The organism is Micromonospora inositola (assembly GCF_900090285.1).
In the GTDB taxonomy this organism is placed as follows: Bacteria; Actinomycetota; Actinomycetes; order Mycobacteriales; family Micromonosporaceae; genus Micromonospora; species Micromonospora inositola.
Genome location: NZ_LT607754.1, coordinates 5,973,746 through 5,996,447, shown reverse-complemented (window position 1 = coordinate 5,996,447; position 22,702 = coordinate 5,973,746). Strand labels below are relative to the sequence as shown.

The window sequence follows — 22,702 nt, the reverse complement described above, 5'->3', positions numbered from 1 at the left end:
GAACCGAATCGGCCGGCCTCCCGGGTGCCCCGGAGCCAGGCCGGTGGCCCCTGACAGAATGCCGGTGAGGACTGTTCCACGATGAGGAGTTGCCTGCCGTGATCCGTACCCACAATGCCGGAAGCCTGCGCGCCGCGGACGCTGGCTCGACGGTGACGCTCGCCGGGTGGGTGGCCCGCCGGCGCGACCACGGCGGCGTCATCTTCGTCGACCTGCGCGACGGCTCCGGCGTGGTCCAGGTGGTCTTCCGCGAGGAGGACGCGCACGCGCTCCGCAACGAGTTCTGCGTGCAGGTCACCGGCGAGGTGACCCGCCGTCCCGCGGGCAACGAGAACCCGGAGCTGCCCACCGGCGAGGTCGAGGTGACCGTCGCCGAGCTGGAGGTGCTCTCCGAGGCGGCCCCGCTGCCGCTGCCGGTCGACGACCAGGTCGAGGCCGGCGACGACATCCGGCTCAAGTACCGCTACCTGGACCTGCGCCGCAGCGGCCCGGCGAACGCGATGCGGCTGCGCTCGCGGGCCAACCAGCTGGCCCGGGGCGTGCTGCACGAGCGCGACTTCCTGGAGATCGAGACCCCGACGCTGACTCGCTCCACCCCCGAGGGCGCCCGCGACTTCCTGGTCCCGGTGCGCCTCCAGCCGGGCAGCTGGTACGCCCTGCCGCAGTCCCCGCAGCTGTTCAAGCAGCTGCTCATGGTCGGCGGCATGGAGCGGTACTACCAGATCGCCCGCTGCTACCGGGACGAGGACTTCCGGGCCGACCGGCAGCCCGAGTTCACCCAGCTCGACATCGAGATGTCCTTCGTCACCGAGGACGACGTGATCGATCTCGGCGAGGCGATCGTCTCGGCGCTCTGGAAGGACCTGGCCGGTCACGAGATCTCCCGGCCGATCCCGCGGATCACCTGGCACGACGCGATGGCCCGGTACGGCTCCGACAAGCCGGATCTGCGCTACGGCGTCGAGCTGACCGAGCTGACCGACTACCTGCGCGGCACCGAGTTCCGGGTCTTCGCCGGCGCGATCGACGCGGGTGGGTACGTCGGCGCGGTGGTCATGCCGGGCGGCGCCGGCCAGAGCCGCAAGGAGCTGGACGGCTGGCAGGACTGGGCCAAGGCGCGCGGCGCACGTGGCCTGGCGTACGTGGTGCTCGACGCGGAGACCGGCGAGGCGCGTGGCCCGGTGGCGAAGAACCTCTCCGCCGAGCACCTGGGCGGGCTCGCCGACGCGGTCGGCGCGAAGCCGGGCGACGCGGTCTTCTTCGCCGCCAGCACCAACACCCGGGAGGCGCAGGAGCTGCTCGGCGCGGCCCGGATCGAGATCGCCAAGCGGGCCGGCCTGATCGACGAGAGCGCCTGGGCGTTCTGCTGGGTGGTCGACGCGCCCATGTTCGAGAAGACCGACGAGGGCGGCTGGACGGCCGTGCACCACCCGTTCACCTCGCCGAACGCCGAGTGGGTCGACAAGTTCGAGGAGGCGCCCGACCGGGCCCTGGCGTACGCGTACGACATCGTCTGCAACGGCAACGAGATCGGCGGCGGCTCCATCCGTATCCACCGGGGCGACGTGCAGAAGCGGGTCTTCGACCTGCTCGGCATCACCCCGGCGGAGGCGCAGGACAAGTTCGGCTTCCTGCTGGAGGCGTTCAAGTACGGCGCCCCGCCGCACGGCGGCATCGCGTTCGGCTGGGACCGGGTCTGCATGCTGCTCGCCGGCGCCGACTCGATCCGCGAGGTCATCGCCTTCCCGAAGACCCGGGGCGGGTTCGACCCGCTGACCGGCGCGCCGACGCCGATCACCGCGCAGCAGCGCGCCGAGGCCGGCATCGACGCCAAGCCCAAGGCGGCGACCGGCCCGCACGCCGGCACCGCCGGCCCGGCCGCCCCGGTGGCCGACCCGGTCTGAGCCGCCCCCACCTGATCGAGCGGTCCGCGTCATGATGACGCGGACCGCTCGACCTTTTCGGGAATGGGGAACGCGATGACACTGCTCGTGGTGGGGGCCAGCGGCTTCCTCGGCGCCGAGATCTGCCGGCAGGCGGTGGCCGCGGGGCAGCGGGTGGTGGGGACGTACCACTCGGCCGCCGTCGCGGTGCCGGGTGTCGAGGCGCGCCGGCTCGACGTCACCGACCGGTCCGCCGTGCGCGCGCTGGTCACCGCGGTACGCCCCGAGGCCGTGATCGGCACCCCCTACCGGTACGACGACTGGGCGGTCACCGCCGACGGGGCGGCCCACGTCGCGTACGCGGCCGCCGAGGTGGGCGCCCGCCTCGTCCACCTGTCCAGCGACGCATTGCACGCCGGCCGGCCGACGCCCTATCCCGACGACGAGCCGCCCACCCCGATCTTCCCGTACGGGGCGGCGAAGGCGGCGGCGGAGACCGCGGTCCGGGCGGTCGACCCGGGGGCGGCGCTGGTGCGGACGTCGCTGATCGTGGGGGAGGGGAGCAAGCAGATCCAACTCTGCCGCGACGCCCTCGCCGGCCGGGCCGCCCTCTTCACCGACGAGCTCCGCTGCCCGGTCGATGTGGTCGACCTGGCCGCCGCCGTCCTCGAACTGGTGCCCGCCGACCACGCCGGCCCGCTCAACGTGGCCGGCCCGGACGCCGTCAGCCGCGCCGAGCTGGGTCTGCTGGTGGCCCGCCGGGAGGGGATCGACCCGGCCGGGATGAAGACCACCACCGGCGCCGCCTCCGGCCTGCTCCGCCCCACCGAGGTACGCCTCGACTCCACCCGCGCCGCCGGCCTGCTGCGCACCCGGCTGCGCGGCGTAACCGAGCTCCTCACCTCCTGACGCTCCCCGCCGGCACTGCCGAGCCGTGCACACTTTCTATGCACAACTCTTGTGCATAGAAAGTGTGCACAGATATTGTGCATCCATGGAGAACGACGAAGCGGCGCAGCCACCGGCGCCGCGCGCGGTCAGGTTGGACCATCGGCAGGTCCGGGTGCTGGCGCATCCGCTTCGGATGCGGCTGCTCGGCGCCCTGCGGGTGAAGGGTCCGGCCACCGCCACCACGCTCGCCGAGCTGCTCGGCACCAACACCGGGGCCACCAGCTACCACCTGCGCCAGCTCGCGGAGGTGGGACTGGTGGTCGAGGATCCGGACCTGGCCAGCGGCCGGCAACGCTGGTGGCGGTCCGCGCACGACGTCACCAACTGGGAGCCCACCGACTTCGACGACGACCCGGACGCCCGGGCGGCGATCGAGTGGATTCAGGGGGACCAGGTCCGCCTCCTGGTGGAGCACGCCGAGCAGTGGTTCGCCGTCCAGCACGAGTGGTCCTCCGCCTGGCGGGACGCCTTCGGCATGGGCGACATCTTCATGTCCATCCCGCCGAGCCGCCTGGAGGCGCTCAAGGCGGACCTGTGGCAGCTCCTCGAGCGCTACCGCAACGAATCAGATCCCGCCGAGCCGGACGCCGCGCCGGTGCAGGTCTTCCTCGCCGCCTACCCGCTGCTCCAGGAGATGCGATGAGCGCGCTGTCCGTACGCCAGGTCCGGTTCCGCTACCTCACCCTCTACGGCCTGCGCTGGCTGCCCAGCGGCCTGATGATCCCGGTGATGATCCTGCTGATGCAGGAACGCGGCCTGTCGCTCTCCCAGATCGGCCTGGTCGCCACCGCGCAGGGCCTGGTCGTCCTCGCGCTGGAGCTGCCGACCGGCGGGCTCGCTGACGCGCTCGGCCGCAAGCCGGTGCTGGCCACCGCCTGGGCGCTCAACCTGGTCTCGCTCGGACTCTTCGCGGTGGCCGACTCGTTCGCGCTCTTCTTCCTGGTCTGGGCGCTGCAGGGCGTGTACCGGGCCCTGGACAGCGGCCCGCTGGAGTCCTGGTACGTCGACGCCACCCTCGCCGCCGACCCGAAGGCGGAGTACGAGCCCGGCCTCGGCTTCGCCGGCACGGTCGCCGGCGTGGCGATCGCCGCCGGGGCCCTGCTCGGCGGCGGCCTGATCGCGCTCGGCCCGGTCGGACCGGTCAGCGCGCTCACCGTGCCGGTGCTGGTCGCCATCGCCCTGCAGGTGGTGGCCCTGGTCGCCCTGTTGGCGCTGCTGGTGGAGACCGGCCCGGGCAAGGGCTCCGGCGCGCTGCGCGCGTCGGTCGCCGACGCGCCGCGCATGGTCGGCCAGGCCTTCGGGCTGCTGCGCCGCTCCCGGGTGCTGCTCGCCCTGGTCGCCGTCGAGCTGTTCTGGGGCTTCGGCATGGTCACCTTCGAGTCGCTGCTGCCGGTCCGCCTCGCCGAGGTGGTCGGCAACGCCGACCAGGCGGCGGCGCTGCTCGGGCCGGCCAGTTCGGCGGCCTGGCTCGCCTCGGCGGCCGGCGCCGCGGCGACGCCGCTGCTGCTGCGCCGGCTGGGCGCCGCGCCGAGCGCTGCGCTGCTGCGGATCCTGCAGGGCGTGACGGTGGTCGGGATGGGCTTCTTCGCCGGCCCGGTCGGGGTGCTCATTGCCTACCTGGCCTGCTATACCGTGCACGGCGCGTCGAACCCGCTGCACATGGGCCTGCTGCACCGCCAGGTGGACGGGCCGTACCGGACCAGCGTGATCTCGCTGAACTCGATGATGGGGCAGCCGGGCTTCGCGCTCGGCGCGGTGCTGCTCACCGCGATCGCCGACGCCAGCAGCGTGACCACGGCGATGCTGGTGGGTGCGGTGGTGCTCGCCGTGGCCGCGCCGCTCTACCTGCCGGCCTGGCGCGCCGGCCGACGGGCCACCGTCGACGGGAGCGAAGCCCCGCCCGTCGGGCCGGCCGCGCCGTTCGCCGATCCGGACCGCGCCGGGTCGGCGGCCGACGCCGACCCCGCGTCAGCCACCGGCTCCACCGCGCCGGCCGTCGACGCGGCGGCGATCCGGTCGCGCTGACCGCGCCGGGCCGCGACCCGGCCCGCCGGCGCTAGCCCGGCGGAACCGGGTCACCGGCGGTCCGGGTGAGCGGTGCCGGCCCGCGCGGAGCCGTCAGCCGAGGTGGACGGAGCTGCGGGCCACGCCGCCGGTGAAGCCGAGCCGGCGGTAGAGCCGGATCGCCCCGACGTTGTCGGTGTAGACGCCGAGCGCGACGTGGTCGTACCGGGCGGCCAGGGCGCGGGTCATCCCGGCGGTCAGCGCCGCGCCGAGGCCCCGGCCCCGCCGGTCGGTCGCCACGGTCAGGCCGGCCAGGAAGCCGATGTCGCCCCGGCTGCGGTCCGCGCCGCAGGCGACCAGGCGGTCGCCGTCGCGGATGCCGTACCAGTCGACGATGCGGGGGTCGCCGGGTCGGGAGGTGGTGGTGGGGAAGGACTCCTCGATCAGCGCCGCCAGGGCCGGATGGTCGGCCTCGGTGAGGCGTACCACCCGCTCCTCCTCCGGCTGCGGCGGCGGGGGCGTGGTGGTCCAGAGGAAGTCCCACTCGTCGAGCCGGGCGACAGCCAGCCGCCCCGCCAACTCCTCGGGCGTGGTGCGGGGCAGGTGCAGCCATTGGCCCGGGCGCAGCACCCCGTCCGTCAGGAGACCGGCGAAGACGTCGACAGCCGGAGCGGCCGGCCCCAGCGCCCCGCCCGCCGGGCCCTGCTCCGGCGGGACGAGCCAGCCCACCGCCCCGTCCCGGCGCCAGCCGCGTGGCTGGTGGTCGCGCCAGAGCGCGTGCCGGACGTACGGGTGGTGTCCGGTGGCGGCGAGGAAGGCGTCCCGACCCACCAGGACCTGGTCGGCAGTGATCATGGTGCCAGCCTAGAACGCCGACCGGACGTGCCGGCGGGGTCCCGGGGCTACCCGCTCCACCGTGGAGATTGACGAACAGACCGATTGGGTACATCAGGCACCAACCTACTGGGACCCCCCCACCGGAGGAACGACATGCTCGCCATTCTCGCGGCCATCGTGTTCGGTTTCGCGCTGCTGCTCGACTTCCTGAACACGAACCTCGGCGCCCCCGACCTGTTCAACAACTGGACCCTGGCCCTGATCGGCTTCCTGCTGCTCTCGCTCTACCTGGCCGGAGTCGGCTCCGGCTCGCGCGGCGGTGGCGGCGGCCGCTGGTACCGGGGCCGGCGTCCGGGCCGTGGCTGACCGGAAAAGACCATCCCAGGCCCGGTCCGCGGCGCGATTCCAGCGTCGCCGACCGGGCCCGGTACTGTCGTCGTGATGGAATCCGACGCCCTCTTCACCCTCGGCGAACCCGCCGGAGCGCCCAGCGCCCCCGCGGGTTCCGGTGGCGTGGACGGGTTCACCGCTGCCGGTGAGGATTCGCCCCTGCCGGTGCGGATGCGGCCGGCCAGCATCGACGAACTGGTCGGGCAGGACCACCTGCTCGCCCCGGGGGCGCCCCTGCGGCAGCTGGTCGGCGGCGCGGCGCCCATGTCGGTGATCCTCTGGGGGCCGCCGGGCAGCGGCAAGACCACCATCGCCCACCTCGTCGCCCGGGCCACCGACCGCCGCTTCGTCGCCATGTCGGCCCTCTCCGCGGGGGTGAAGGACGTCCGGGCGGTGATCGAGACCGCCCATCGGCAGCGTCGGGCGGGTGGCCCGCAGACCGTGCTCTTCATCGACGAGGTGCACCGGTTCAGCAAGACCCAGCAGGACTCGCTGCTCGCCGCAGTGGAGGACCGGACGGTCACCCTGCTGGCGGCGACCACCGAGAACCCGTACTTCTCGGTCATCTCACCGCTGCTGTCGCGGTGCGTGCTGCTCACCCTCCAGCCGCTGGACGACGACGCCGTACGCGGCCTGCTGCGCCGCGCGGTCGCCGACGAGCGGGGCCTGCGCGGCACGCTCAGCCTGGAGACCGACGCCGAGGACCACCTCGTACGCCTCGCCGGCGGGGACGTCCGCAAGGCGCTGACCGCCCTGGAGGCGGCGGCCGCCACCGCGACGGCGCTCGGCTCCGGCCGGATCGACCTGGCCACCGCCGAGCAGGCGGTCGACGTCGCCGCCGTCCGCTACGACCGGGACGGCGACGCCCACTACGACGTGACCAGCGCGTTCATCAAGAGCATGCGCGGCTCGGACGTGGACGCGGCGCTGCACTGGCTGGCCCGGATGCTGGTCGCCGGCGAGGACGCCCGGTTCGTCGCCCGCCGTCTGGTGATCTTCGCCAGCGAGGACGTCGGGATGGCCGACCCGACCGCGCTGAGCGTCGCCACCGCCGCCGCGCACGCCGTGGAGTACGTGGGCCTGCCCGAGGCGCAGCTCAACCTCGCCCAGGCCGTGATCCACCTGGCCACCGCGCCGAAGTCGAACTCGGCCACCACCGCCATCGGCGCCGCCGTCGCCGACGTGCGGGCCGGTCGTGGCGGCGCGGTCCCGCGGGGGCTGCGCGACGCGCACTACTCCGGCGCGCGGGGCCTCGGGCACGGCGCCGGCTACCGCTACCCGCACGACGACCACCGTGGTGTGGTCACCCAGCAGTACGCTCCGGACGACCTCGTCGGGACCGACTACTACCAGCCCAGCGGGCACGGCGCCGAGCGGTCGGTGGCCACTCGGCTGCCGCTGCTGCGCCGGATCGTCCGCGGGCTGCCCGCACCGCCGGCGCGGGCGGAGCATCCCGCACCGGCCGCCGTGAACGGTCGCCAACCGGCGGGTCCGGAGCAGGTCAGCGGGGCGGATGAGGGCGGCAGCGACGCCGTCGGGGAGGGTCAGCAGTGATGGCGCGTGGTCCGGAGCGGCCGGAGGACGGCCCCGACGAGCGGCGGGACCCTCGTGCCAAGGGCCGCCGGTGGGGGCGGGGCAGGGCCGAGGCCGAGCCGGAGGAGGCGGTCGCCGGCGAGGAGTTCGGCTGGATCGACGACCTGCGTACGGCCAAGCAACAGCGTACGGAACTCGGACCGGAAGGTGGCGGCCCGGCGTCCCCGCCCGGTGCGGTGCCGCCGCGCGGCCCGGTGCCGCGCCCCGCGCCCCCGTCGCCCGAGCCGGGCCGGGCCACCCGGCCGGGGGCCGTGCCCCCGCCCGGCGCGGGTCGCCCCGGTCCCGACGGGCCGCCCGTGCGGCGCAACCCGGCCGAGGCCGGGCCGGCGGCACCCCCGGTCCGCCGCGGGCCCGATCCGGCCGCCGTCCGATCCCGCCCGGTCGCCGGGTCGCCCGAGCCGGCCGCGCCCGTCCGCCGCCCGACCGAGCCGTCCCGACCTCCGCGCCGCGACACGGACGGGTCCACCGCCGCGCACGGCGCGGCCCCGCCGGCCACCGGCGGCCCGCACGGTCCGGTCGGCACGCCGACCGGTCGGCTCAACCCCGGCCCGGCCGGCGGTCCCGCCCGGGGCGGGCAGCCACCCGCAACCGGCTGGCCGGGCCCGGGCGTGCCGGCGTCCGCCCCGCCCACCTCCGGGGCGGGCCGGCGCGCGGTGCCCGAGGGCTCCGAACCCGGTGTGCGTCCGGTCTCGGGCGCGGGTCGTCGCTCCGCCCCGGCGGCCGCCGAGCCCGGCCGCCATGGCGCACCGGTCGGCGGTCCGTCCCGCGAGTCGGCGACCCAGCCCGGCGTGCCCCACCCGACCGTCGACCCGGCCACGGGCGCGCCGCGCCCCGGCCCGGGCGCGCCCGAGGGGCGGCGCCGTCGCGGGCCGGCCCAGCCGGGGCCCGCGGACCGGGCGGCCGCCGGCGTGCCGCCCGTGGTGGACGGCCCGACCGGGCCCGGTGTGCCGCGCGCGGGCGGTCGTCGCCGCGCCGGTGAGCCCGACCAGCCGGTCGTGCCGAGGAGCGGCAACGCACCGCCCGTGCCGGGGGACGTCACCTCGCCCGGGACCGCCCGCTCCGCCCCCGGCACCGACCCCGGACGGGCGGCTGACCGTCGGCGCCCCCGACCGGAGGCGGCCGGCCCGGCCGCGCCCGGTCGTCGCGCCGCGCCCGACGCCCCGCCCACCGGTGGCCGCCCGGCCGCGCCCGGTCGTCGCGGCGCGCCCGACGCCCCGCCCACCGGTGGCCGCCCGGCCGCGCCGGAGGTCACCGGGCCGCGAAGCGAGCGCCCCGAGCGGCCGGCGGACTGGCTGCGCCAGGCCGGCCGCGGACACCACAGCGACCCGGCCATGCCGGTGGTCGACCGGACGGCGTCCGCCGGGCCCGCGGTCGAGGCGCCGCCCGCCGGACGCCGGGCCACCCCCGGCCGGGCCACCCCCGGCCGGGCCGCGACCGGCCGGGCCGGTGGCGCGGCCGTGCCGCCGGGCCCGGCGGCACCCTCCGATCAGCCCACCGACGCCCGTGGGGCGGCGCGCCCGAGCGGCGCCCCCGCCCCGACCGGCCGGCCGGGAGCGCCACCCGTCGGCGTCGACGGTGGCCGCCCCGGTCCGACCCCCGCCGGTCGTTCCGCTCCGTCCCCGGCCACCGGCGACACCCGCCCGGCCGGGCCGGCGCGCGGTGCGGCGCGGCCGGGCGTCGCGCCCGACGGTCCCGTCCCACCGCGGTCGCCCGCAGCCGACCGGCTCGGCACCCAGCCCGGCGGGATCGAGCCCGGCCCCCGCACGGCGGCCGGGCAGCCGGCGGTGGCCCGGGCGGCCGCCCCCGTGGCCCGGCCCGCCGGACCGGACCAACCGCCGGCCGGCCGGTCGACCCCACCGCAGCGGGAGCCGGGCCGCCCGGAACCGCGCGGCGCGGCGGCCGTACCTCCGCCCGGGCGTCCCGGGGACGTGCCCGCGGTGGCGCGGGCCGCCGCGGTCGTACCGCAGGCGGAGCCGGTCGGTCCGCGACCGCAACCGGCGGACCAGGCCGGACCCGCGCTGCGGCGGGCCGGGTCGGAGCTGGCGGAGGACGACCGGACGCCCGCCGGTGGCCTGCGCGGCGCCCGGTCCGAGCTGCGCCGGCAGATGCGCGAGCGGCGCCGCCTGCGGATGGGCATCCTCGCGCTGGTCAGCCTGTTGCTGCTCGGCGCGGTGCCGCTCTACTTCGGCCTCCGCACGCTCAGCCGCGACCCGGTCTTCGACTCCCTCGACGCGCTCGACGTGCCGAGCTGGGCGACGGTGAAGACCGTCGACAATGTCAGCGGCAGCCGTTGGTGCCTGCAGGACTGCCGGCTCCGGGAGCGCACGGTGGAGTCGCAGCGGGCGCCGAAGGAGACCGCCCAGGCGTACGAGCAGGCGCTGACCCGGGACGGCTGGCGGCGGTGGAAGGTCACCCGCTGCCCGGAGCAGCGGGCCCAGGGCAGCTACACCTGCTGGCGCCGGGACGAACTCACCCTCGACCTCTGGGTACGCGAGCCCACCTGTGCCCCGCCGCCGGTCAACGGGCAACCGGCGCCGCCTCCGGCGCCCACGCCCGCAGCGGGGAAGTGCGCCGGCTCGTTGGTGTCGGTGAAGGTGCGCAACGCGATCGACGACGAGCGGACCCGACCACAACCGAGCACTGACCCGTCACTCACCGGTGAGGATCCGTACCCCACCCTCACCGACGATCCACTGGGCGAACAGACACGCTCACCGTCCTGAGCCGGTTTCCATCACGGACGGTAGGGTCTGGGGCTGGCGGGCCCGACCGCGCCCGTCGACCGGTGCTGGGTCGCGGGGCGGGTGGGCAGGACGGTCGCGCGTTCCGGGACGTCGGTTTCCGGAACGCCAGCTTGAGGAGGACATGCGCGTGGATGGTGGACAGATCGCTGCGCTGATCGCGGCCGGCGCGTTCCTGATGCTGGTGCTCGTGCTGGCGGTGCCGATCCTGCGGCTGCGGCACACCGTGGACGCGACGACCCGCATGATCAACGACCTGAACGAGCGCACCACGCCGCTGCTCGGCGACGTCAACACCACCGTGAAGAACGTCAACGTCGCCCTGGAGCAGGTGCAGACCTCCCTCGACGGGGTCAACCTCCAGCTCGCCAAGGTGGACACCATGACCACCCACGCGCAGAACGTCACCGCCAACGTGGCGAACCTGGCCACCGTCGTCTCCGCCGCCGCCGCGAACCCCCTGGTTAAGGTGGCCGCGTTCGGCTACGGCGTGCGCCGGGCCGCCGCGGCCCGCCGGCACGCGGAGACCGAGCGCGAGGTACGCGACTCCATCAAGCAGCAGCGCCGGGCCGCCAAGCGCGGCAACCGCTGACCCGGCCGGCGGTGACCAGGAGGATGAGAGCATGAGGCGGTTGTTCTGGCTGGGCATCGGGCTGGCCGTGGGCGTGGTGGTGGTGCGCAAGGCGACCCGCGCCGCGCAGGCGTACACGCCGGCCGGCATCGCCAGCGGCCTGTCGGAATCCGCTGGCGGCCTCGTCGAGTCGCTGCGTAGCTTCGTGGAGGACGTCCGGGTCGGGATGGCCGAGCGCGAGCAGGAGATCCACGAGGCGTTCGCCCGCGGCGAGACGTTCGACGACCAGTTCGCCGAGCTGCGCGAGGACCCGCGCGTCGGCGACCGAGAGATTTTCCCGGAGGAGCACCAGCGATGAAGACGGCGGAGATCAAGCGGCGGTACCTCGCCCACTTTGAGGCGAACGGCCATGCCGTGGTGCCGTCCGCTCCGCTGCCCGCCATCAGCGACCCGAACCTGCTGTTCGTCAACGCCGGCATGGTGCAGTTCGTCCCCTACTTCCTGGGCCAGCAGGCCCCGCCGTACCGCCGCGCGGTCAGCGTCCAGAAGTGCATCCGGACGCCGGACATCGACGAGGTCGGCAAGACCAGCCGGCACGGCACGTTCTTCCAGATGAACGGCAACTTCTCCTTCGGCGACTACTTCAAGGACGGGGCGATCCCGCTCGCCTGGGACCTGGTCACCAAGCCGCAGGACCAGGGCGGCTTCGGGCTGGACCCGGAGCGGGTCTGGCCGACGGTCTACCTGGACGACGACGAGGCGTTCCAGATCTGGCGCTCGGTGGGCGTGCCCGCCGAGCGGATCGTCCGCCGGGGCAAGGCGGACAACTTCTGGTCGATGGGCATCCCCGGCCCCTGCGGCCCGTGCTCCGAGCTGTTCTACGACCGTGGCCCGGAGTACGGCCGCGAGGGCGGCCCGGCGGTCGACGAGGACCGCTACATGGAGTTCTGGAATCTCGTCTTCATGCAGTTCGAGCGGGGTCCGGGCACGGGCAAGGAGGACTACCCGATCCTGGGCGAGCTGCCGGCGAAGAACATCGACACCGGCATGGGCCTGGAGCGGATGGCCTCCATCCTCCAGGGCGTCGACAACCTCTACGAGATCGACGAGGTCCGGCCGATCCTGGACAGGGCCGCCGAGCTGACCGGCAAGCGGTACGGCGCGCACTCCGGCCACGTGGCCAGCGAGTCGCACCCGGACGACGTCCGGTTGCGGGTGATCGCCGACCACGTGCGCACCGCGCTGATGCTGATCGGCGACGGCGTGACCCCGTCGAACGAGGGCCGTGGCTACGTGCTGCGCCGGATCATGCGCCGGGCGATCCGCGCGGTCCGGCTGCTCGGCTACCAGGATCGGGCGCTGCCCGAGCTGCTGCCGGTGGCCCGGGACTGCATGTCGCCGTCGTACCCGGAGCTGTCCGCCGAGTTCGGCCGGATCTCGCAGTACGCGTACGCCGAGGAGGACGCGTTCCTCGCCACGCTGCGCGCGGGCACCACCATCCTGGACACCGCGATCGCGGAGACCAGGTCGGCGGGGCAGCCGGCGATCTCCGGGCAGAAGGCGTTCCAGCTGCACGACACGTACGGCTTCCCGATCGACCTGACCCTGGAGATCGCGGCCGAGCAGGGGCTCCAGGTCGACGCGGAGGGCTTCCGCCGGCTGATGGCCGACCAGCGGAGCCGGGCGAAGGCGGACGCGCAGGCGCGCAAGACCGGGCACACCGACGTGTCGGCGTACCGGTCGGTGCTCGACGGCGGCGGCCCGGTGGAGTTCACCGGCTACACCGAGCTGAACCGGGAGTCGCGGGTGCGGGCGCTGCTCGCCGGCGGCGCCGAGGTGGGCGCCGCGGTCGAGGGCGACACGGTCGAGCTGGTGCTCGACACCACCCCGTTCTACGCCGAGGGCGGCGGCCAGCAGCCCGACCAGGGTCTGATCACGGTCGGCGGCGGCCAGCTCGAGGTCTTCGACGTGCAGCAGCCGGTGCCGGGGCTGATCGTGCACCGGGCCCGGGTGGTCCGGGGTGAGGTGCGCGCCGGCGAGACCGGTTACGCCGAGATCGACGTGTCGCGGCGGCGGGCGATCTCGCGTTCGCACACCGCGACCCACCTGGTGCACCAGACCATGCGCAATTTCCTCGGCGAGTCGGCCACCCAGGCGGGTTCGCTGAACGCGCCGGGCCGGCTGCGGTTCGACTTCAACACCCCGACCGGGGTGGCGCCGAGCGTGCTGCACGACGTGGAGCAGCAGGTCAACGAGGTGCTCCTCGCCGACATGGAGGTGCACGCCTTCATCACCACGCAGGAGGAGGCGCGCCGGATCGGCGCGATGGCGCTGTTCGGCGAGAAGTACGGCGAGCGGGTCCGGGTGGTCGAGGTCGGCGACTACGCCCGGGAGCTGTGCGGTGGCACGCACGTGGCCCGGTCGGCGCAGCTCGGCCTCGTGAAGATCCTCTCCGAGGCCTCGGTCGGCTCCGGCGTGCGCCGGATCGAGGCCCTGGTCGGCATGGACGCGTTCGGCTTCCTGGCCCGCGAGCACCTGCTGGTCTCCCGGCTGGCCGAGCTGTTCCGGGTTCCCGGCGACCAGGTCGGCGACCGGGTGGAGCAGACCGTCACCCAGCTCCGCGACGCGGAGAAGGAGCTGGAGAAGCTCCGCGCCCAGCTGGTCCTCGGCGGCGCGGCGGCGCTCGCCGCGCAGGCGAAGGACGTGCGCGGGGTGGCGTACGTCGGCACGGAGGCGCCCGAGGGGGCGGCCGGCAACGACGTGCGGACCCTGGCCCAGGAGATCCGCGGCCGGATCGACCCGGCCCGGCCGGCGGTGGTCGCCGTGGCGGCCCGGGCGAACGGCAAGGCGTCCCTGGTGGTGGCGGTCAACCAGGCGGCCCGTGGTCGCGGCGTGACCGCGAAGGAGCTGGTCAAGGCGGCCTTCTCCGGTCGCGGTGGCGGCAGCGACGACCTGGCCCAGGGCGGTGGCCTGCCCGCGGCCGAGGCGCCGAACCTGCTGGCCACCGTGGAGAAGGCGATCGCCGACGCGTGATGGCGCACCGACTGCGGCCAGGGCGGACCATGCCGGTCCGTCCTGGGGCGTGGCGGGGGGTGTCCGATGATGGCTGAGCTGTCCCGTGGTGTCCGGCTCGGAGTGGACGTCGGACAGGTCCGGGTTGGTGTCTCCCGCTCTGACCCGCACGGCATCCTGGCCACCCCGCTGGTCACCCTCGCCCGGGACCTGACCGCCGCGGACGACGCGGTGCCCGCCGACATGGCGGCGCTGGTCGACCTCATCGCGGAACACGAGGCCGTCGAGGTGGTCGTGGGCCTTCCGGTCAATCTTGCCGGTAAACACGGTCCCGCGGCGGCGCACGTGTCGGCGTACGCTGCCCGTTTGGCCGATGTAATAGCGCCGGTTCCGGTGGCGCTGACGGACGAGAGGATGTCGACCGTGGTGGCGAGTCGTAGGCTGGCCGAACGTGGCGTCCGGGGAAAGCGCCAACGGGCGGTGGTCGACCAGGCCGCCGCGGTGGAGATTCTGCAGAGCTGGCTGGACGCGCAGCGGAGGCGGACGCAATGATCGACGATCTGGATCTGGGGTTCGACGAGGCGGAGAGGGGGGAGAAGGGCCGGCACCGACGCGGCGCCGTGGCAAAGCGCAACGGCAAGTCGGGCGGTCGGGGAAAGACGATCTTCGCCCTGCTGATGGCCCTCGTGCTGCTCGGTGGCATTGGCGGCGGCGCCTACGTCGGCTTCGACCGGATCCGCAACCACTTCGTCACCCCGGACTATGACGGCCCCGGCTCCGGTGAGGCCATGGTCCAGGTGAAGAACGGGGACACCCTCACCGACATCGGCAACTCCCTCTACGACGCCGGTGTCGTGAAGAGCACCAAGGCGTTCATCGAGGCCGCGGAGGCCAACTCCCGCAGCAAGAACATCCAGGTCGGCCGGTACAAGGTCAGGAAGCAGATGAAGGCCGCCGACGCGGTGACCCTGCTGCTCGACCCGAAGAGCCGGGTGGTGAACGGGGTGACCATCCCCGAGGGCACCATAAGCCTGGCGATCTACGACATTCTCTCCAAGCAGACCAAGATCCCGGTCGCCGACTTCAAGGCCGCCGCGAAGGATCCGGTCAAGCTGGGCGTGCCGGCTTACTGGTTCACACGTGGCGACGGCAAGAAGGGCCCGAAGAGCATCGAGGGCTTCCTCTTCCCGGCGACCTACGAGATCCCGCCGAAGGCCACCGCCGAGCAGATCCTGTCGATGATGGTGGACCAGTTCCTGACCGTCACGCAGGAGTTGAACTTCGTCGACAAGGCTCAGCAGGAGCGGAAGATCTCCCCGTACGAGGTGCTGATCACCGCCTCCATCGCGCAGGCCGAGTCGGTCAACCACGTGGACTTCCCGAAGGTGTCCCGGGTCATCTACAACCGGGTCTACGCCGGCAAGATCGGCTGCAGGTGCCTCGGGATCGACAGCGCCATCAACTACTGGCTCCGGCTGCAGGGCAAGGACCCGAAGGACTCGGACGTCCTGAAGAACAGCGAGATCCACGACCTGAAGAACCCGTACAACACGCACGACGTGGCCGGGCTGCCGGTCACGCCGATCAGCAACCCCGGCGAGGACGCGCTCAAGGGCGCGGTGAACCCGCCGGTGGGGGACTGGATCTACTTCATGACGGTGGACAAGAAGGGCACGATGGGCTACGGCTCAACCGATGCCGACTTCCGGAAGCTGCAGAAGCAGATGTGCGACAACGGCGTGCTGAGCGGGTCGAACTGCACGTGAGGGCCGCCGTCGTCGGCCGGCCGGTCGCCCACTCGCTCTCCCCGGTCATCCATGAGGCGGGGTACGCGGCGGCCGGGCTGACCGGGTGGTCGTACACCAGGATCGAGTGCGGGGCCGAGGAGCTGCCCGGGCTGGTCGCCACGCTGGGCCCGGAGTGGGCCGGGCTGTCGGTGACCATGCCGGGCAAGGAGGAGGCGCTCGCGCTGGCCGACGAGGCCTCGCCGGTCGCGGCCGCCGTCGGCGCCGCCAACACGCTGGTACGCCGACCCGACAGCACCTGGTACGCCGACAACACCGACGTCGCCGGCATGGTCGACGTGCTCACCGCCGCCGGGGTGGTGGCGGGGGCGACGGTCACCGTGCTCGGCGCCGGTGGCACCGCCCGGGCCGCCCTCGCCGCGGCGGCCCGGCTCGACGCGGCCGAGGTGACCGTGGTGGCCCGACGCGCGGAGGCGGTCCACGAGCTGCGCCCGGTGGCCCGCGCGGTCGGCGTGCCGCTCACCGGCGCGGCCTGGGACGGGGCACCCACCCACGCCCGCGCCGACGTGGTGATCTCCACGGTGCCGAAGGGCGTGGCCGACCCGCTCGCGGAGAACTTCGACTGGCGCCCCGGGACGGTCTTCTTCGACGCCCTTTACGATCCCTGGCCCACCCCCCTCGCCGCCGCCGCGCTCGCCGCGGGCTGCCGGGTGGTCTCCGGCCTGGACCTGCTGCTGGCCCAGGCGGTCGGCCAGTTCGAGCGATTCACCGGCGTCCCCGCGCCGATCGATGCGATGGCCGCCGCGCTGACGGCGGCCCGTCACTCCGGCTGACTCCGGGCCGGCCCGCCGCCCGGGTCGGGCGTCCCGGTCGCGCCCGGCACGGCGGCCGGGTCGCCACCCGGCGACGGGCACCCGGCCGGCGTCCGGACGGGCGCGTCCGCAGGACGGGACGCGGTGGGCACGCCGTCGCGGCGGCCACCGGGCGTGACAGACTGACCGCTGTGTTGCGCTGGCTGACTGCAGGTGAATCGCACGGACCCGCCCTCGTCGCGATGCTGGAGGGGGTGCCCGCCGGGATCGAGGTGACCACCGGGGAGATCGCCGGCGAGCTGGCCCGGCGTCGGCTCGGCTACGGCCGGGGCGCCCGGATGTCGTTCGAGCAGGACGAGGTCGAGATCATCGGCGGGCTGCGGCACGGCGTCACGATCGGCAGCCCGGTGGCGATCCGGGTGGGCAACTCGGAGTGGCCCAAGTGGCGGGCCGTGATGGCCGCGGACCCGGTCGATCCGGAGGAACTGGCCGGGCAGGCCCGCAACGCGCCGCTCACCCGGCCCCGGCCGGGTCACGCCGACCTGGCCGGCATGCAGAAGTACGGCCACACCGACGCACGGCCGATCCTGGAGCGGGCCAGCGCCCGGGAGACCGCCGCCCGGGTCGCCGTGGGCGCCGTCGCCAAGGCCCTGGTCAAGCAGGCGCTCGGCGTCGAGATCGTCTCGCACGTGGTGGAGCTGGGCCCGGTCGCCGCCAAGCCCGGGCTGCGCCCCACCCCTGAAGACGCCGCGCGGATCGACGCCGACCCGCTGCGCTGCCTCGACCCGGAGGCGAGCGCCCGGATGGTCGCCGAGGTCGACGCCGCGAAGAAGGCCGCCGACACCCTCGGTGGCGTGGTCGAGGTGCTGGCGTACGGGGTGCCGCCGGGCCTGGGCAGCCACGTGCAGTGGGACCGCAAGCTCGACGCCCGGCTGGCCACCGCGCTGATGTCGATCCAGGCGATCAAGGGCGTGGAGATCGGCGACGGCTGGCAGCAGGCCCGCTCCCGCGGCTCCGAGGCGCACGACGAGATCCTGCCGACCGCCACCGGGGTGCGCCGGGTCACCGACCGGGCCGGCGGCCTGGAGGGTGGCATCACCACCGGCGAGCCGCTGCGGGTGAAGGCGGCGATGAAGCCGATCTCGTCGCTGAACCGGCCGCTGGCCACCGTCGACGTCGCCACCGGTGAGCCGGCCACCGCCATCAACCAGCGTTCGGACGTCTGCGCGGTGCCTGCCGCGGCGGTGGTCGCCGAGGCGATGGTCGCCCTGGTGCTGGCCGAGGCGGCGGTGGAGAAGTTCGGCGGCGACTCGGTCGCCGAGATGCGCCGCAACCTCGCCGGTTACCTCGACGCCCTGGTGATCCGGTGAGCACCCGGCCGGTGTGCGTGCTGGTCGGGGCGCCCGGCTCCGGCAAGACCACCGTCGGTTCGGCGCTCGCCGCCGCGCTGGGCGTCGAGTTCCGCGACACCGACCTCGACATCGAGCAGCTCGCCGCCAAGCCGATCCCGGAGATCTTCGTCGACGAGGGGGAGGACCACTTCCGTACCCTCGAACGGGCGGCGGTGGCGGCGGCCCTGGCCTCGCACGGCGGGGTGCTCGCCCTCGGCGGCGGCGCGATCCTCGCCGAGGAGAATCGCGCCGCGCTGATCGGGCACACCGTGGTGCACCTGTCGGTGCAGCTGCCCGACGCGGTGAAGCGGGTCGGCCTCGGCGCCGGGCGACCGCTGCTGGCGATCAACCCGCGGGCCACCCTCAAGCACCTGATGGAGCAGCGCCGCCCGCTCTACGCCGAGGTCGCCACCGCGACCGTGGTGACCGACGGACGGACCCCGGAGGAGCTCGCCGCGGAGATCGCCGCCCTGCTCAAGCCCTGACGGACGTCGGTCGGGCGGCGGCGTCGAGCCGCCCGGCGCGGCCCGCCGGCCACGGAATGGACAGTCGGCACCCCGACGTCACCGGCTCGACTAGGCTGCCGGCGATGGACGAGGTGACCCGGATCCCGGTCGGCGGCGAGCGGCCGTACGACGTGCTGGTGGGACGCGACCTGCTCGACCCGCCGCCCAGACTGCTGCCCGGGGCGACCCGGGTCGCGGTGCTGCACGCACCCCCGCTCAAGGAGCTCGCCGAGACGCTAGGTGAGCGGGTCCGCGCGGTCGGGGTCGACCCGCTGCTGATCGAGGTGCCCGACGCCGAGGAGGGCAAGCGGATCGACGTCGCCGCCGCCTGCTGGGACCGGCTCGGTGAGGCCGGGTTCACCCGCACCGACGCCGTGGTGGGGGTGGGCGGCGGGGCGGTCACCGATCTGGCCGGCTTCGTGGCGGCCTGCTGGCTCCGCGGGGTGCGCTGGGTGCCGGTGGCGACCTCGCTGCTCGGCATGGTCGACGCGGCGGTGGGCGGCAAGACGGGCGTCAACACCGCCGCCGGCAAGAACCTGGTCGGCGCCTTCCACCCGCCGGCCGGGGTGATCTGCGACCTTGCCACCCTGGACAGCCTGCCCCCGGCCGACCTGGCCGCCGGGATGGCCGAGGTGGTCAAGTGCGGCTTCATCGCCGATCCGGTGATCCTCGACCTGGTCGAGCGGGACCCCGCCGCCGCGCTCGACCCGACCGGGCCGGTGACCCGCGAGTTGATCGAGCGGGCGATCCTCGTGAAGGCCGACGTGGTCTCCGGTGACCTGCGCGAGTCCGGGGTACGGGAGGTGCTGAACTACGGGCACACCCTGGCCCACGCGATCGAGAAGGTGGAGGGCTACCGGTGGCGGCACGGGCACGCCGTCTCCGTGGGCCTGGTCTACGCCGCCACGCTGGCCCGGCTCGCCGGTCGACTGGACGCGGCGACCGCAGCGCGGCACCGCACCGTGGTGGCCGCGCTCGGCCTGCCGACCAGCTATCCCGCCGACGCGTGGCCGCGGCTGCTCGCCGCGATGCGGGTCGACAAGAAGGCCCGGGGCAGCAAGCTGCGCTTCGTGGTGCTCGACGGTCTGGCCCGGCCGGCGATCCTGGAGGGCCCCGACGACGAGCTGCTGCACGCCGCGTACCGGGAGATCAGCCGGTGAGCGCGAGGAGTGGGCCGGGTTTTCGGGCCCCGCAGTCGCGAACGAAGGTGGCACGGTGAGGGTGTACGTGCTCAACGGCCCGAACCTGGGTCGGCTCGGCACGCGGCAGGTCGAGGTCTACGGGGTGACCAGCTACGCCGACCTGGTCACCATGTGTGTGGACGTCGGCCGGGAGCTGGGCCTGGACGTGGTGGTCCGGCAGACCGACGCCGAGCACGAGCTGCTCGGGTGGCTGCACGCGGCGGCCGACGAGGGCGCGCCCGTGGTGCTCAATCCCGCCGCCTGGTCGCACTACTCGATCGCCGTGCGGGACGCCTGCGCGATGCTGCGGGGTCCGCTGGTGGAGGTGCACATCTCCAACATCCACGCCCGCGAGGAGTTCCGGCACCACTCGGTGGTCTCCGCGGTGGCCACCGGGGTGATCTGCGGGCTGGGCGTGGACGGCTACCACCTCGCCCTGCGGCACGTCGCCGCCCGGCTGGCGGCCACCGACTGAACCCGGTCGCGGTGACCTTCCGTGGCGTCCCGGCTGGGCGCGCCGTGGGACCGGCGGGTGATCGACGCCGGCACCCGGGGTGACCCTCGGGTCGGGCGGGACAGCGGCGGCGCTGTCGGTTCGACACAGCTAGTAGACTTTCCAGGTCTGTCCGCCAATTGATGATCAAGGCAGGAAATGGCCACCACCAACGAGCTCAAGAACGGCCTCGTACTCAACCTCGACGGGGAACTCTGGGCCGTCGTCGAGTTCCAGCACGTCAAGCCCGGTAAGGGTGGTGCCTTCGTGCGCACCACGCTGAAGAACGTGCTGTCCGGCAAGGTCGTCGACAAGACCTTCAACGCGGGCACCAAGGTCGAGACCGCCACCGTCGACAAGCGCACCATGCAGTACCTGTACGCCGACGGCGAGGACTACGTCTTCATGGATCTGGAGACGTTCGACCAGATCACCGTCCCCGGCGGCACCGTCGGCGAGGCGGCCAACTACCTCCTGCCGGAGGCCGAGGCGACCGTCGCCACGCACGAGAGCGTCCCGCTCTACATCGAGCTGCCGACCTCCGTCGTGCTCGAGGTCACCTACACCGAGCCGGGTCTGCAGGGCGACCGGTCGACCGGCGGCAACAAGCCGGCCACCGTCGAGACCGGCGCGACCGTGCCGGTGCCGCTCTTCATCACCACCGGCGAGAAGATCAAGGTCGACACCCGCGACGGCCGTTACCTCGGCCGCGCCTGATGGCCGAGGGTCCCAAGCAGCAGATGCCGGCGCGCCGCAAGGCGCGCAAGCGGGCGCTGGACGTGCTCTTCGAGGCCGACCTGCGGGACCGGCCCCCGGTCGAGGTGCTCGCCGGCTACATCGAGCGGATCGAGAAGCCCCGCCCGGAGCACCTGGGCTACGCGGTCAGCCTGGTCGAGGGCGTCGCCGCGCACCTCGACCGGATCGACGAGCTGATCGCCAGCTACGCCGAGGGCTGGACGCTCGACCGGATGCCCGTGGTCGACCGCAACCTCGCCCGGATCGCCGTCTACGAGCTGCTCTACGTCGACGACATCGACGACGCGGTGGCGATCAGTGAGGCCGTCGAGCTGGCCCGGCAGATGTCGACCGACGACTCGCCGCGCTTCCTCAACGGGATGCTCGGCCGGATCGCCGAGTACGCCACCCGCTGAGCGGCGGCCGCCGCACCCGTACGACGAAAGGGCCCGTGCCGGGTGGCACGGGCCCTTTCTCCTACGAGAGCAGGTCAGGACGCGAAGAACGCCCGCGGGTCGGCGACCAGCACACCGTGCTCGGTGAGCCGCTCGATCAGGCCCGACGGCGAGGCGTCGTAGACGATGGCGAGAGCGCGCAGGTCGTCGGCGCGGATGGAGAGCACCCGGCCGTTGTAGTCACCGCGCTGCTGCTGGATGGCACGGGCGTACCGGGCGACGTAGGCGAGGTCCTCGGAGGCCTCGTCGTAGAGCCGCTCCAGGTCCAGGACGATCTTGCTGGTCGGCTCGTGGCGCACCCCGCTGCCGTCGGGCAGCAGCTCCGAGACGGGAACGCGGTAGAAGTCGGCCAGCTCCGCCAGGCGGGACACGGTGACGGCCCGGTCGCCGCGCTCGTACGAGCCGACCACCACGGCCTTCCACCGCCCGTTCGACTTCTCCTCCACACCCTGCAGGGACAGGCCCTGCTGCTGGCGGATGGAGCGCAGGCGGGCGCCCAGCGACTTGGCGTATTCAGAGGGCATTCGGACACTCCCAGTGCTGCTCGGGGTTCTCCCAGCTATCGCTACGGAGCGTGACGGTACGGGGCTTGCGACACCTGGTCAAGTGGTCGTGACATTACCGTTGGGGACCACGGGGGGAGTTATCCCCATTTCGCCACCCTGATCCTGCGGTCAGTACCGGCGGCGATCGGCCCGGTGACCGCTGGTAACGTGGCGTGAAGCCCCGGTCCGGGCCGTTCGCGGCCGGACCGGCAACCCAGACGTCCTTTAACGACCCGTCCCGTGAGGCGGGGAAGGAGGTCCGCCGTGGCCTACCCATCGGCTGCCCAGTCGTCGCCGCCGCGACAACCCTCGGTGAAGGTGATCCTCGCCGCCGCCGACGTGTCGCGGGTGGTCGACCGCATCGCCCACCAGATCCTCGAAAAGACCCAGGGCGCCGCCGACACCGTGCTGCTCGGCATCCCCACCCGGGGCGTGCCCCTCGCGAAGCGGCTCGCCGCCCGGATCAGCACCTTCGAGGACGTGGCCGTACCGGTCGGCGTGCTCGACATCACCCTCTACCGCGACGACCTGCGCCGGCACGCCACCCGCGCGGTCGGCCCGACCGAGCTGCCGACGGGCGGGATCGACGGCAAGCGGGTCATCCTCGTCGACGACGTGCTCTTCTCCGGCCGCACCGTGCGGGCCGCCCTGGACGCGCTCAGCGACGTCGGCCGCCCCGCCTCGGTGCAGCTCGCCGTCCTGGTCGACCGCGGGCACCGCGAGCTGCCGATCCGCGCCGACTACGTCGGCAAGAACATCCCGACCGCGCTCGCCGAGAGCGTGAAGGTCACCCTCGCCGAGACCGACGGCGCCGACGAGGTCAAGCTCTTCGGGGGTGCGCAGTGAGCGCGAGGAGT

General features: G+C 74.1%; 22 protein-coding genes. 20 read left to right on the top strand and 2 right to left on the bottom strand.

What is annotated here, in order from left to right; all coding sequences use genetic code 11:
- Positions 1–98 precede the first annotated feature (98 nt).
- The 4 genes from aspS to GA0070613_RS28595 all read left to right on the top strand — a co-directional run bounded on the left by aspS (position 99) and on the right by GA0070613_RS28595 (position 4,859).
- Positions 99–1,904, top strand: coding sequence for an aspartate--tRNA ligase (aspS, locus tag GA0070613_RS28610; RefSeq protein ID WP_089015109.1), 1,806 nt, complete (start codon positions 99–101; stop codon positions 1,902–1,904).
- Between the two features lie 75 nt (positions 1,905–1,979).
- Entirely contained in the window at positions 1,980–2,792 is an 813-nt protein-coding gene (locus tag GA0070613_RS28605) for a sugar nucleotide-binding protein (protein ID WP_089016259.1), read from the top strand.
- An 85-nt stretch (positions 2,793–2,877) separates the two neighbouring features.
- Positions 2,878–3,477, top strand: coding sequence for an ArsR/SmtB family transcription factor (locus GA0070613_RS28600; RefSeq protein ID WP_089015108.1), 600 nt, complete (start codon positions 2,878–2,880; stop codon positions 3,475–3,477).
- Positions 3,474–4,859 carry an MFS transporter gene (locus GA0070613_RS28595; protein ID WP_089015107.1) on the top strand — a complete coding sequence of 462 codons (1,386 nt, stop codon included), beginning with the start codon at positions 3,474–3,476 and terminating at the stop codon, positions 4,857–4,859. The genes GA0070613_RS28600 and GA0070613_RS28595 overlap by 4 nt, the downstream gene beginning before the upstream one ends.
- 93 nt (positions 4,860–4,952) lie before the next feature.
- Here the strand turns inward: GA0070613_RS28595 and GA0070613_RS28590 are convergent, their stop codons facing one another.
- Positions 4,953–5,693 carry a GNAT family N-acetyltransferase gene (locus tag GA0070613_RS28590; protein ID WP_089015106.1) on the bottom strand — a complete coding sequence of 247 codons (741 nt, stop codon included), beginning with the start codon at positions 5,691–5,693 and terminating at the stop codon, positions 4,953–4,955.
- Between the two features lie 135 nt (positions 5,694–5,828).
- Between GA0070613_RS28590 and GA0070613_RS28585 the strand changes: the two genes are divergently transcribed.
- The 15 genes from GA0070613_RS28585 (at position 5,829) to nusB (ending at position 21,261) form a co-directional block, all read left to right on the top strand.
- Positions 5,829–6,041 carry a hypothetical protein gene (locus GA0070613_RS28585; protein WP_089015105.1) on the top strand — a complete coding sequence of 71 codons (213 nt, stop codon included), beginning with the start codon at positions 5,829–5,831 and terminating at the stop codon, positions 6,039–6,041.
- A gap of 75 nt (positions 6,042–6,116) precedes the next feature.
- Positions 6,117–7,619, top strand: coding sequence for a replication-associated recombination protein A (locus tag GA0070613_RS28580; protein ID WP_089015104.1), 1,503 nt, complete (start codon positions 6,117–6,119; stop codon positions 7,617–7,619).
- Positions 7,620–9,763: 2,144 nt separating this feature from the next.
- The gene (locus GA0070613_RS34220; protein WP_089016258.1) at positions 9,764–10,381 is read left to right on the top strand and encodes a hypothetical protein; all 618 of its coding nucleotides are present in this window, start codon (positions 9,764–9,766) and stop codon (positions 10,379–10,381) included.
- Between the two features lie 148 nt (positions 10,382–10,529).
- Positions 10,530–10,991, top strand: a complete 462-nt coding sequence (locus GA0070613_RS28570; RefSeq protein ID WP_089016257.1) for a DUF948 domain-containing protein — start codon at positions 10,530–10,532, stop codon at positions 10,989–10,991.
- Between the two features lie 31 nt (positions 10,992–11,022).
- Positions 11,023–11,328: a hypothetical protein gene (locus GA0070613_RS28565; RefSeq protein WP_089015103.1), complete on the top strand. Its 306-nt coding sequence runs from the start codon at positions 11,023–11,025 to the stop codon at positions 11,326–11,328.
- Entirely contained in the window at positions 11,325–14,003 is a 2,679-nt protein-coding gene (alaS, locus tag GA0070613_RS28560) for an alanine--tRNA ligase (RefSeq protein ID WP_089015102.1), read from the top strand. The genes GA0070613_RS28565 and alaS overlap by 4 nt, the downstream gene beginning before the upstream one ends.
- A 69-nt stretch (positions 14,004–14,072) precedes the next feature.
- Entirely contained in the window at positions 14,073–14,534 is a 462-nt protein-coding gene (gene ruvX, locus GA0070613_RS28555) for a Holliday junction resolvase RuvX (RefSeq protein WP_089016256.1), read from the top strand.
- Positions 14,531–15,748 (top strand): endolytic transglycosylase MltG, encoded by a 1,218-nt coding sequence (mltG, locus tag GA0070613_RS28550; protein ID WP_089015101.1) that lies wholly within the window; start codon positions 14,531–14,533, stop codon positions 15,746–15,748. The genes ruvX and mltG overlap by 4 nt, the downstream gene beginning before the upstream one ends.
- Entirely contained in the window at positions 15,745–16,560 is an 816-nt protein-coding gene (locus tag GA0070613_RS28545; protein WP_089015100.1) for a shikimate dehydrogenase, read from the top strand. Before mltG ends, GA0070613_RS28545 begins: the two co-directional genes overlap by 4 nt.
- A gap of 170 nt (positions 16,561–16,730) precedes the next feature.
- Positions 16,731–17,909, top strand: coding sequence for a chorismate synthase (gene aroC, locus GA0070613_RS28540; RefSeq protein WP_089015099.1), 1,179 nt, complete (start codon positions 16,731–16,733; stop codon positions 17,907–17,909).
- Entirely contained in the window at positions 17,906–18,415 is a 510-nt protein-coding gene (locus GA0070613_RS28535; RefSeq protein ID WP_089015098.1) for a shikimate kinase, read from the top strand. The genes aroC and GA0070613_RS28535 overlap by 4 nt, the downstream gene beginning before the upstream one ends.
- Before the next feature lie 104 nt (positions 18,416–18,519).
- Positions 18,520–19,596: a 3-dehydroquinate synthase gene (aroB, locus tag GA0070613_RS28530; protein ID WP_089015097.1), complete on the top strand. Its 1,077-nt coding sequence runs from the start codon at positions 18,520–18,522 to the stop codon at positions 19,594–19,596.
- Between the two features lie 55 nt (positions 19,597–19,651).
- On the top strand, positions 19,652–20,092 hold the full coding sequence (gene aroQ / locus GA0070613_RS28525; protein WP_089015096.1) for a type II 3-dehydroquinate dehydratase: 441 nt from the start codon (positions 19,652–19,654) through the stop codon (positions 20,090–20,092).
- A 177-nt stretch (positions 20,093–20,269) separates the two neighbouring features.
- A complete protein-coding gene (gene efp, locus GA0070613_RS28520) occupies positions 20,270–20,827 on the top strand; it encodes an elongation factor P (RefSeq protein ID WP_089015095.1) in 558 nt (185 codons plus the stop codon).
- Between the two features lie 23 nt (positions 20,828–20,850).
- The gene (gene nusB, locus GA0070613_RS28515) at positions 20,851–21,261 is read left to right on the top strand and encodes a transcription antitermination factor NusB (RefSeq protein ID WP_172876034.1); all 411 of its coding nucleotides are present in this window, start codon (positions 20,851–20,853) and stop codon (positions 21,259–21,261) included.
- A 74-nt stretch (positions 21,262–21,335) separates the two neighbouring features.
- Here nusB and bldD read toward each other — a convergent pair whose 3' ends face one another.
- On the bottom strand, positions 21,336–21,824 hold the full coding sequence (gene bldD, locus GA0070613_RS28510; protein ID WP_013285505.1) for a transcriptional regulator BldD: 489 nt from the start codon (positions 21,822–21,824) through the stop codon (positions 21,336–21,338).
- Between the two features lie 285 nt (positions 21,825–22,109).
- Here bldD and pyrR point away from each other — a divergent pair, with 285 nt between their 5' ends.
- Positions 22,110–22,691, top strand: coding sequence for a bifunctional pyr operon transcriptional regulator/uracil phosphoribosyltransferase PyrR (gene pyrR, locus GA0070613_RS28505; protein ID WP_089015093.1), 582 nt, complete (start codon positions 22,110–22,112; stop codon positions 22,689–22,691).
- Positions 22,692–22,702 lie beyond the last annotated feature (11 nt).

Coding starts and splice junctions, on each gene's coding strand:
- GA0070613_RS28605 (WP_089016259.1), top strand. CDS start 1,980: ATGACACTGCTCGTGGTGGGGGCCAGCGGCTTCCTCGGCGCCGAGATC.
- GA0070613_RS28600 (WP_089015108.1), top strand. CDS start 2,878: ATGGAGAACGACGAAGCGGCGCAGCCACCGGCGCCGCGCGCGGTCAGG.
- GA0070613_RS28595 (WP_089015107.1), top strand. CDS start 3,474: ATGAGCGCGCTGTCCGTACGCCAGGTCCGGTTCCGCTACCTCACCCTC.
- GA0070613_RS28590 (WP_089015106.1), bottom strand. CDS start 5,693: ATGATCACTGCCGACCAGGTCCTGGTGGGTCGGGACGCCTTCCTCGCC.
- GA0070613_RS28585 (WP_089015105.1), top strand. CDS start 5,829: ATGCTCGCCATTCTCGCGGCCATCGTGTTCGGTTTCGCGCTGCTGCTC.
- GA0070613_RS28580 (WP_089015104.1), top strand. CDS start 6,117: ATGGAATCCGACGCCCTCTTCACCCTCGGCGAACCCGCCGGAGCGCCC.
- GA0070613_RS34220 (WP_089016258.1), top strand. CDS start 9,764: ATGCGCGAGCGGCGCCGCCTGCGGATGGGCATCCTCGCGCTGGTCAGC.
- GA0070613_RS28565 (WP_089015103.1), top strand. CDS start 11,023: ATGAGGCGGTTGTTCTGGCTGGGCATCGGGCTGGCCGTGGGCGTGGTG.
- alaS (WP_089015102.1), top strand. CDS start 11,325: ATGAAGACGGCGGAGATCAAGCGGCGGTACCTCGCCCACTTTGAGGCG.
- ruvX (WP_089016256.1), top strand. CDS start 14,073: ATGGCTGAGCTGTCCCGTGGTGTCCGGCTCGGAGTGGACGTCGGACAG.
- mltG (WP_089015101.1), top strand. CDS start 14,531: ATGATCGACGATCTGGATCTGGGGTTCGACGAGGCGGAGAGGGGGGAG.
- aroB (WP_089015097.1), top strand. CDS start 18,520: ATGGACGAGGTGACCCGGATCCCGGTCGGCGGCGAGCGGCCGTACGAC.
- efp (WP_089015095.1), top strand. CDS start 20,270: ATGGCCACCACCAACGAGCTCAAGAACGGCCTCGTACTCAACCTCGAC.
- nusB (WP_172876034.1), top strand. CDS start 20,851: ATGCCGGCGCGCCGCAAGGCGCGCAAGCGGGCGCTGGACGTGCTCTTC.
- bldD (WP_013285505.1), bottom strand. CDS start 21,824: ATGCCCTCTGAATACGCCAAGTCGCTGGGCGCCCGCCTGCGCTCCATC.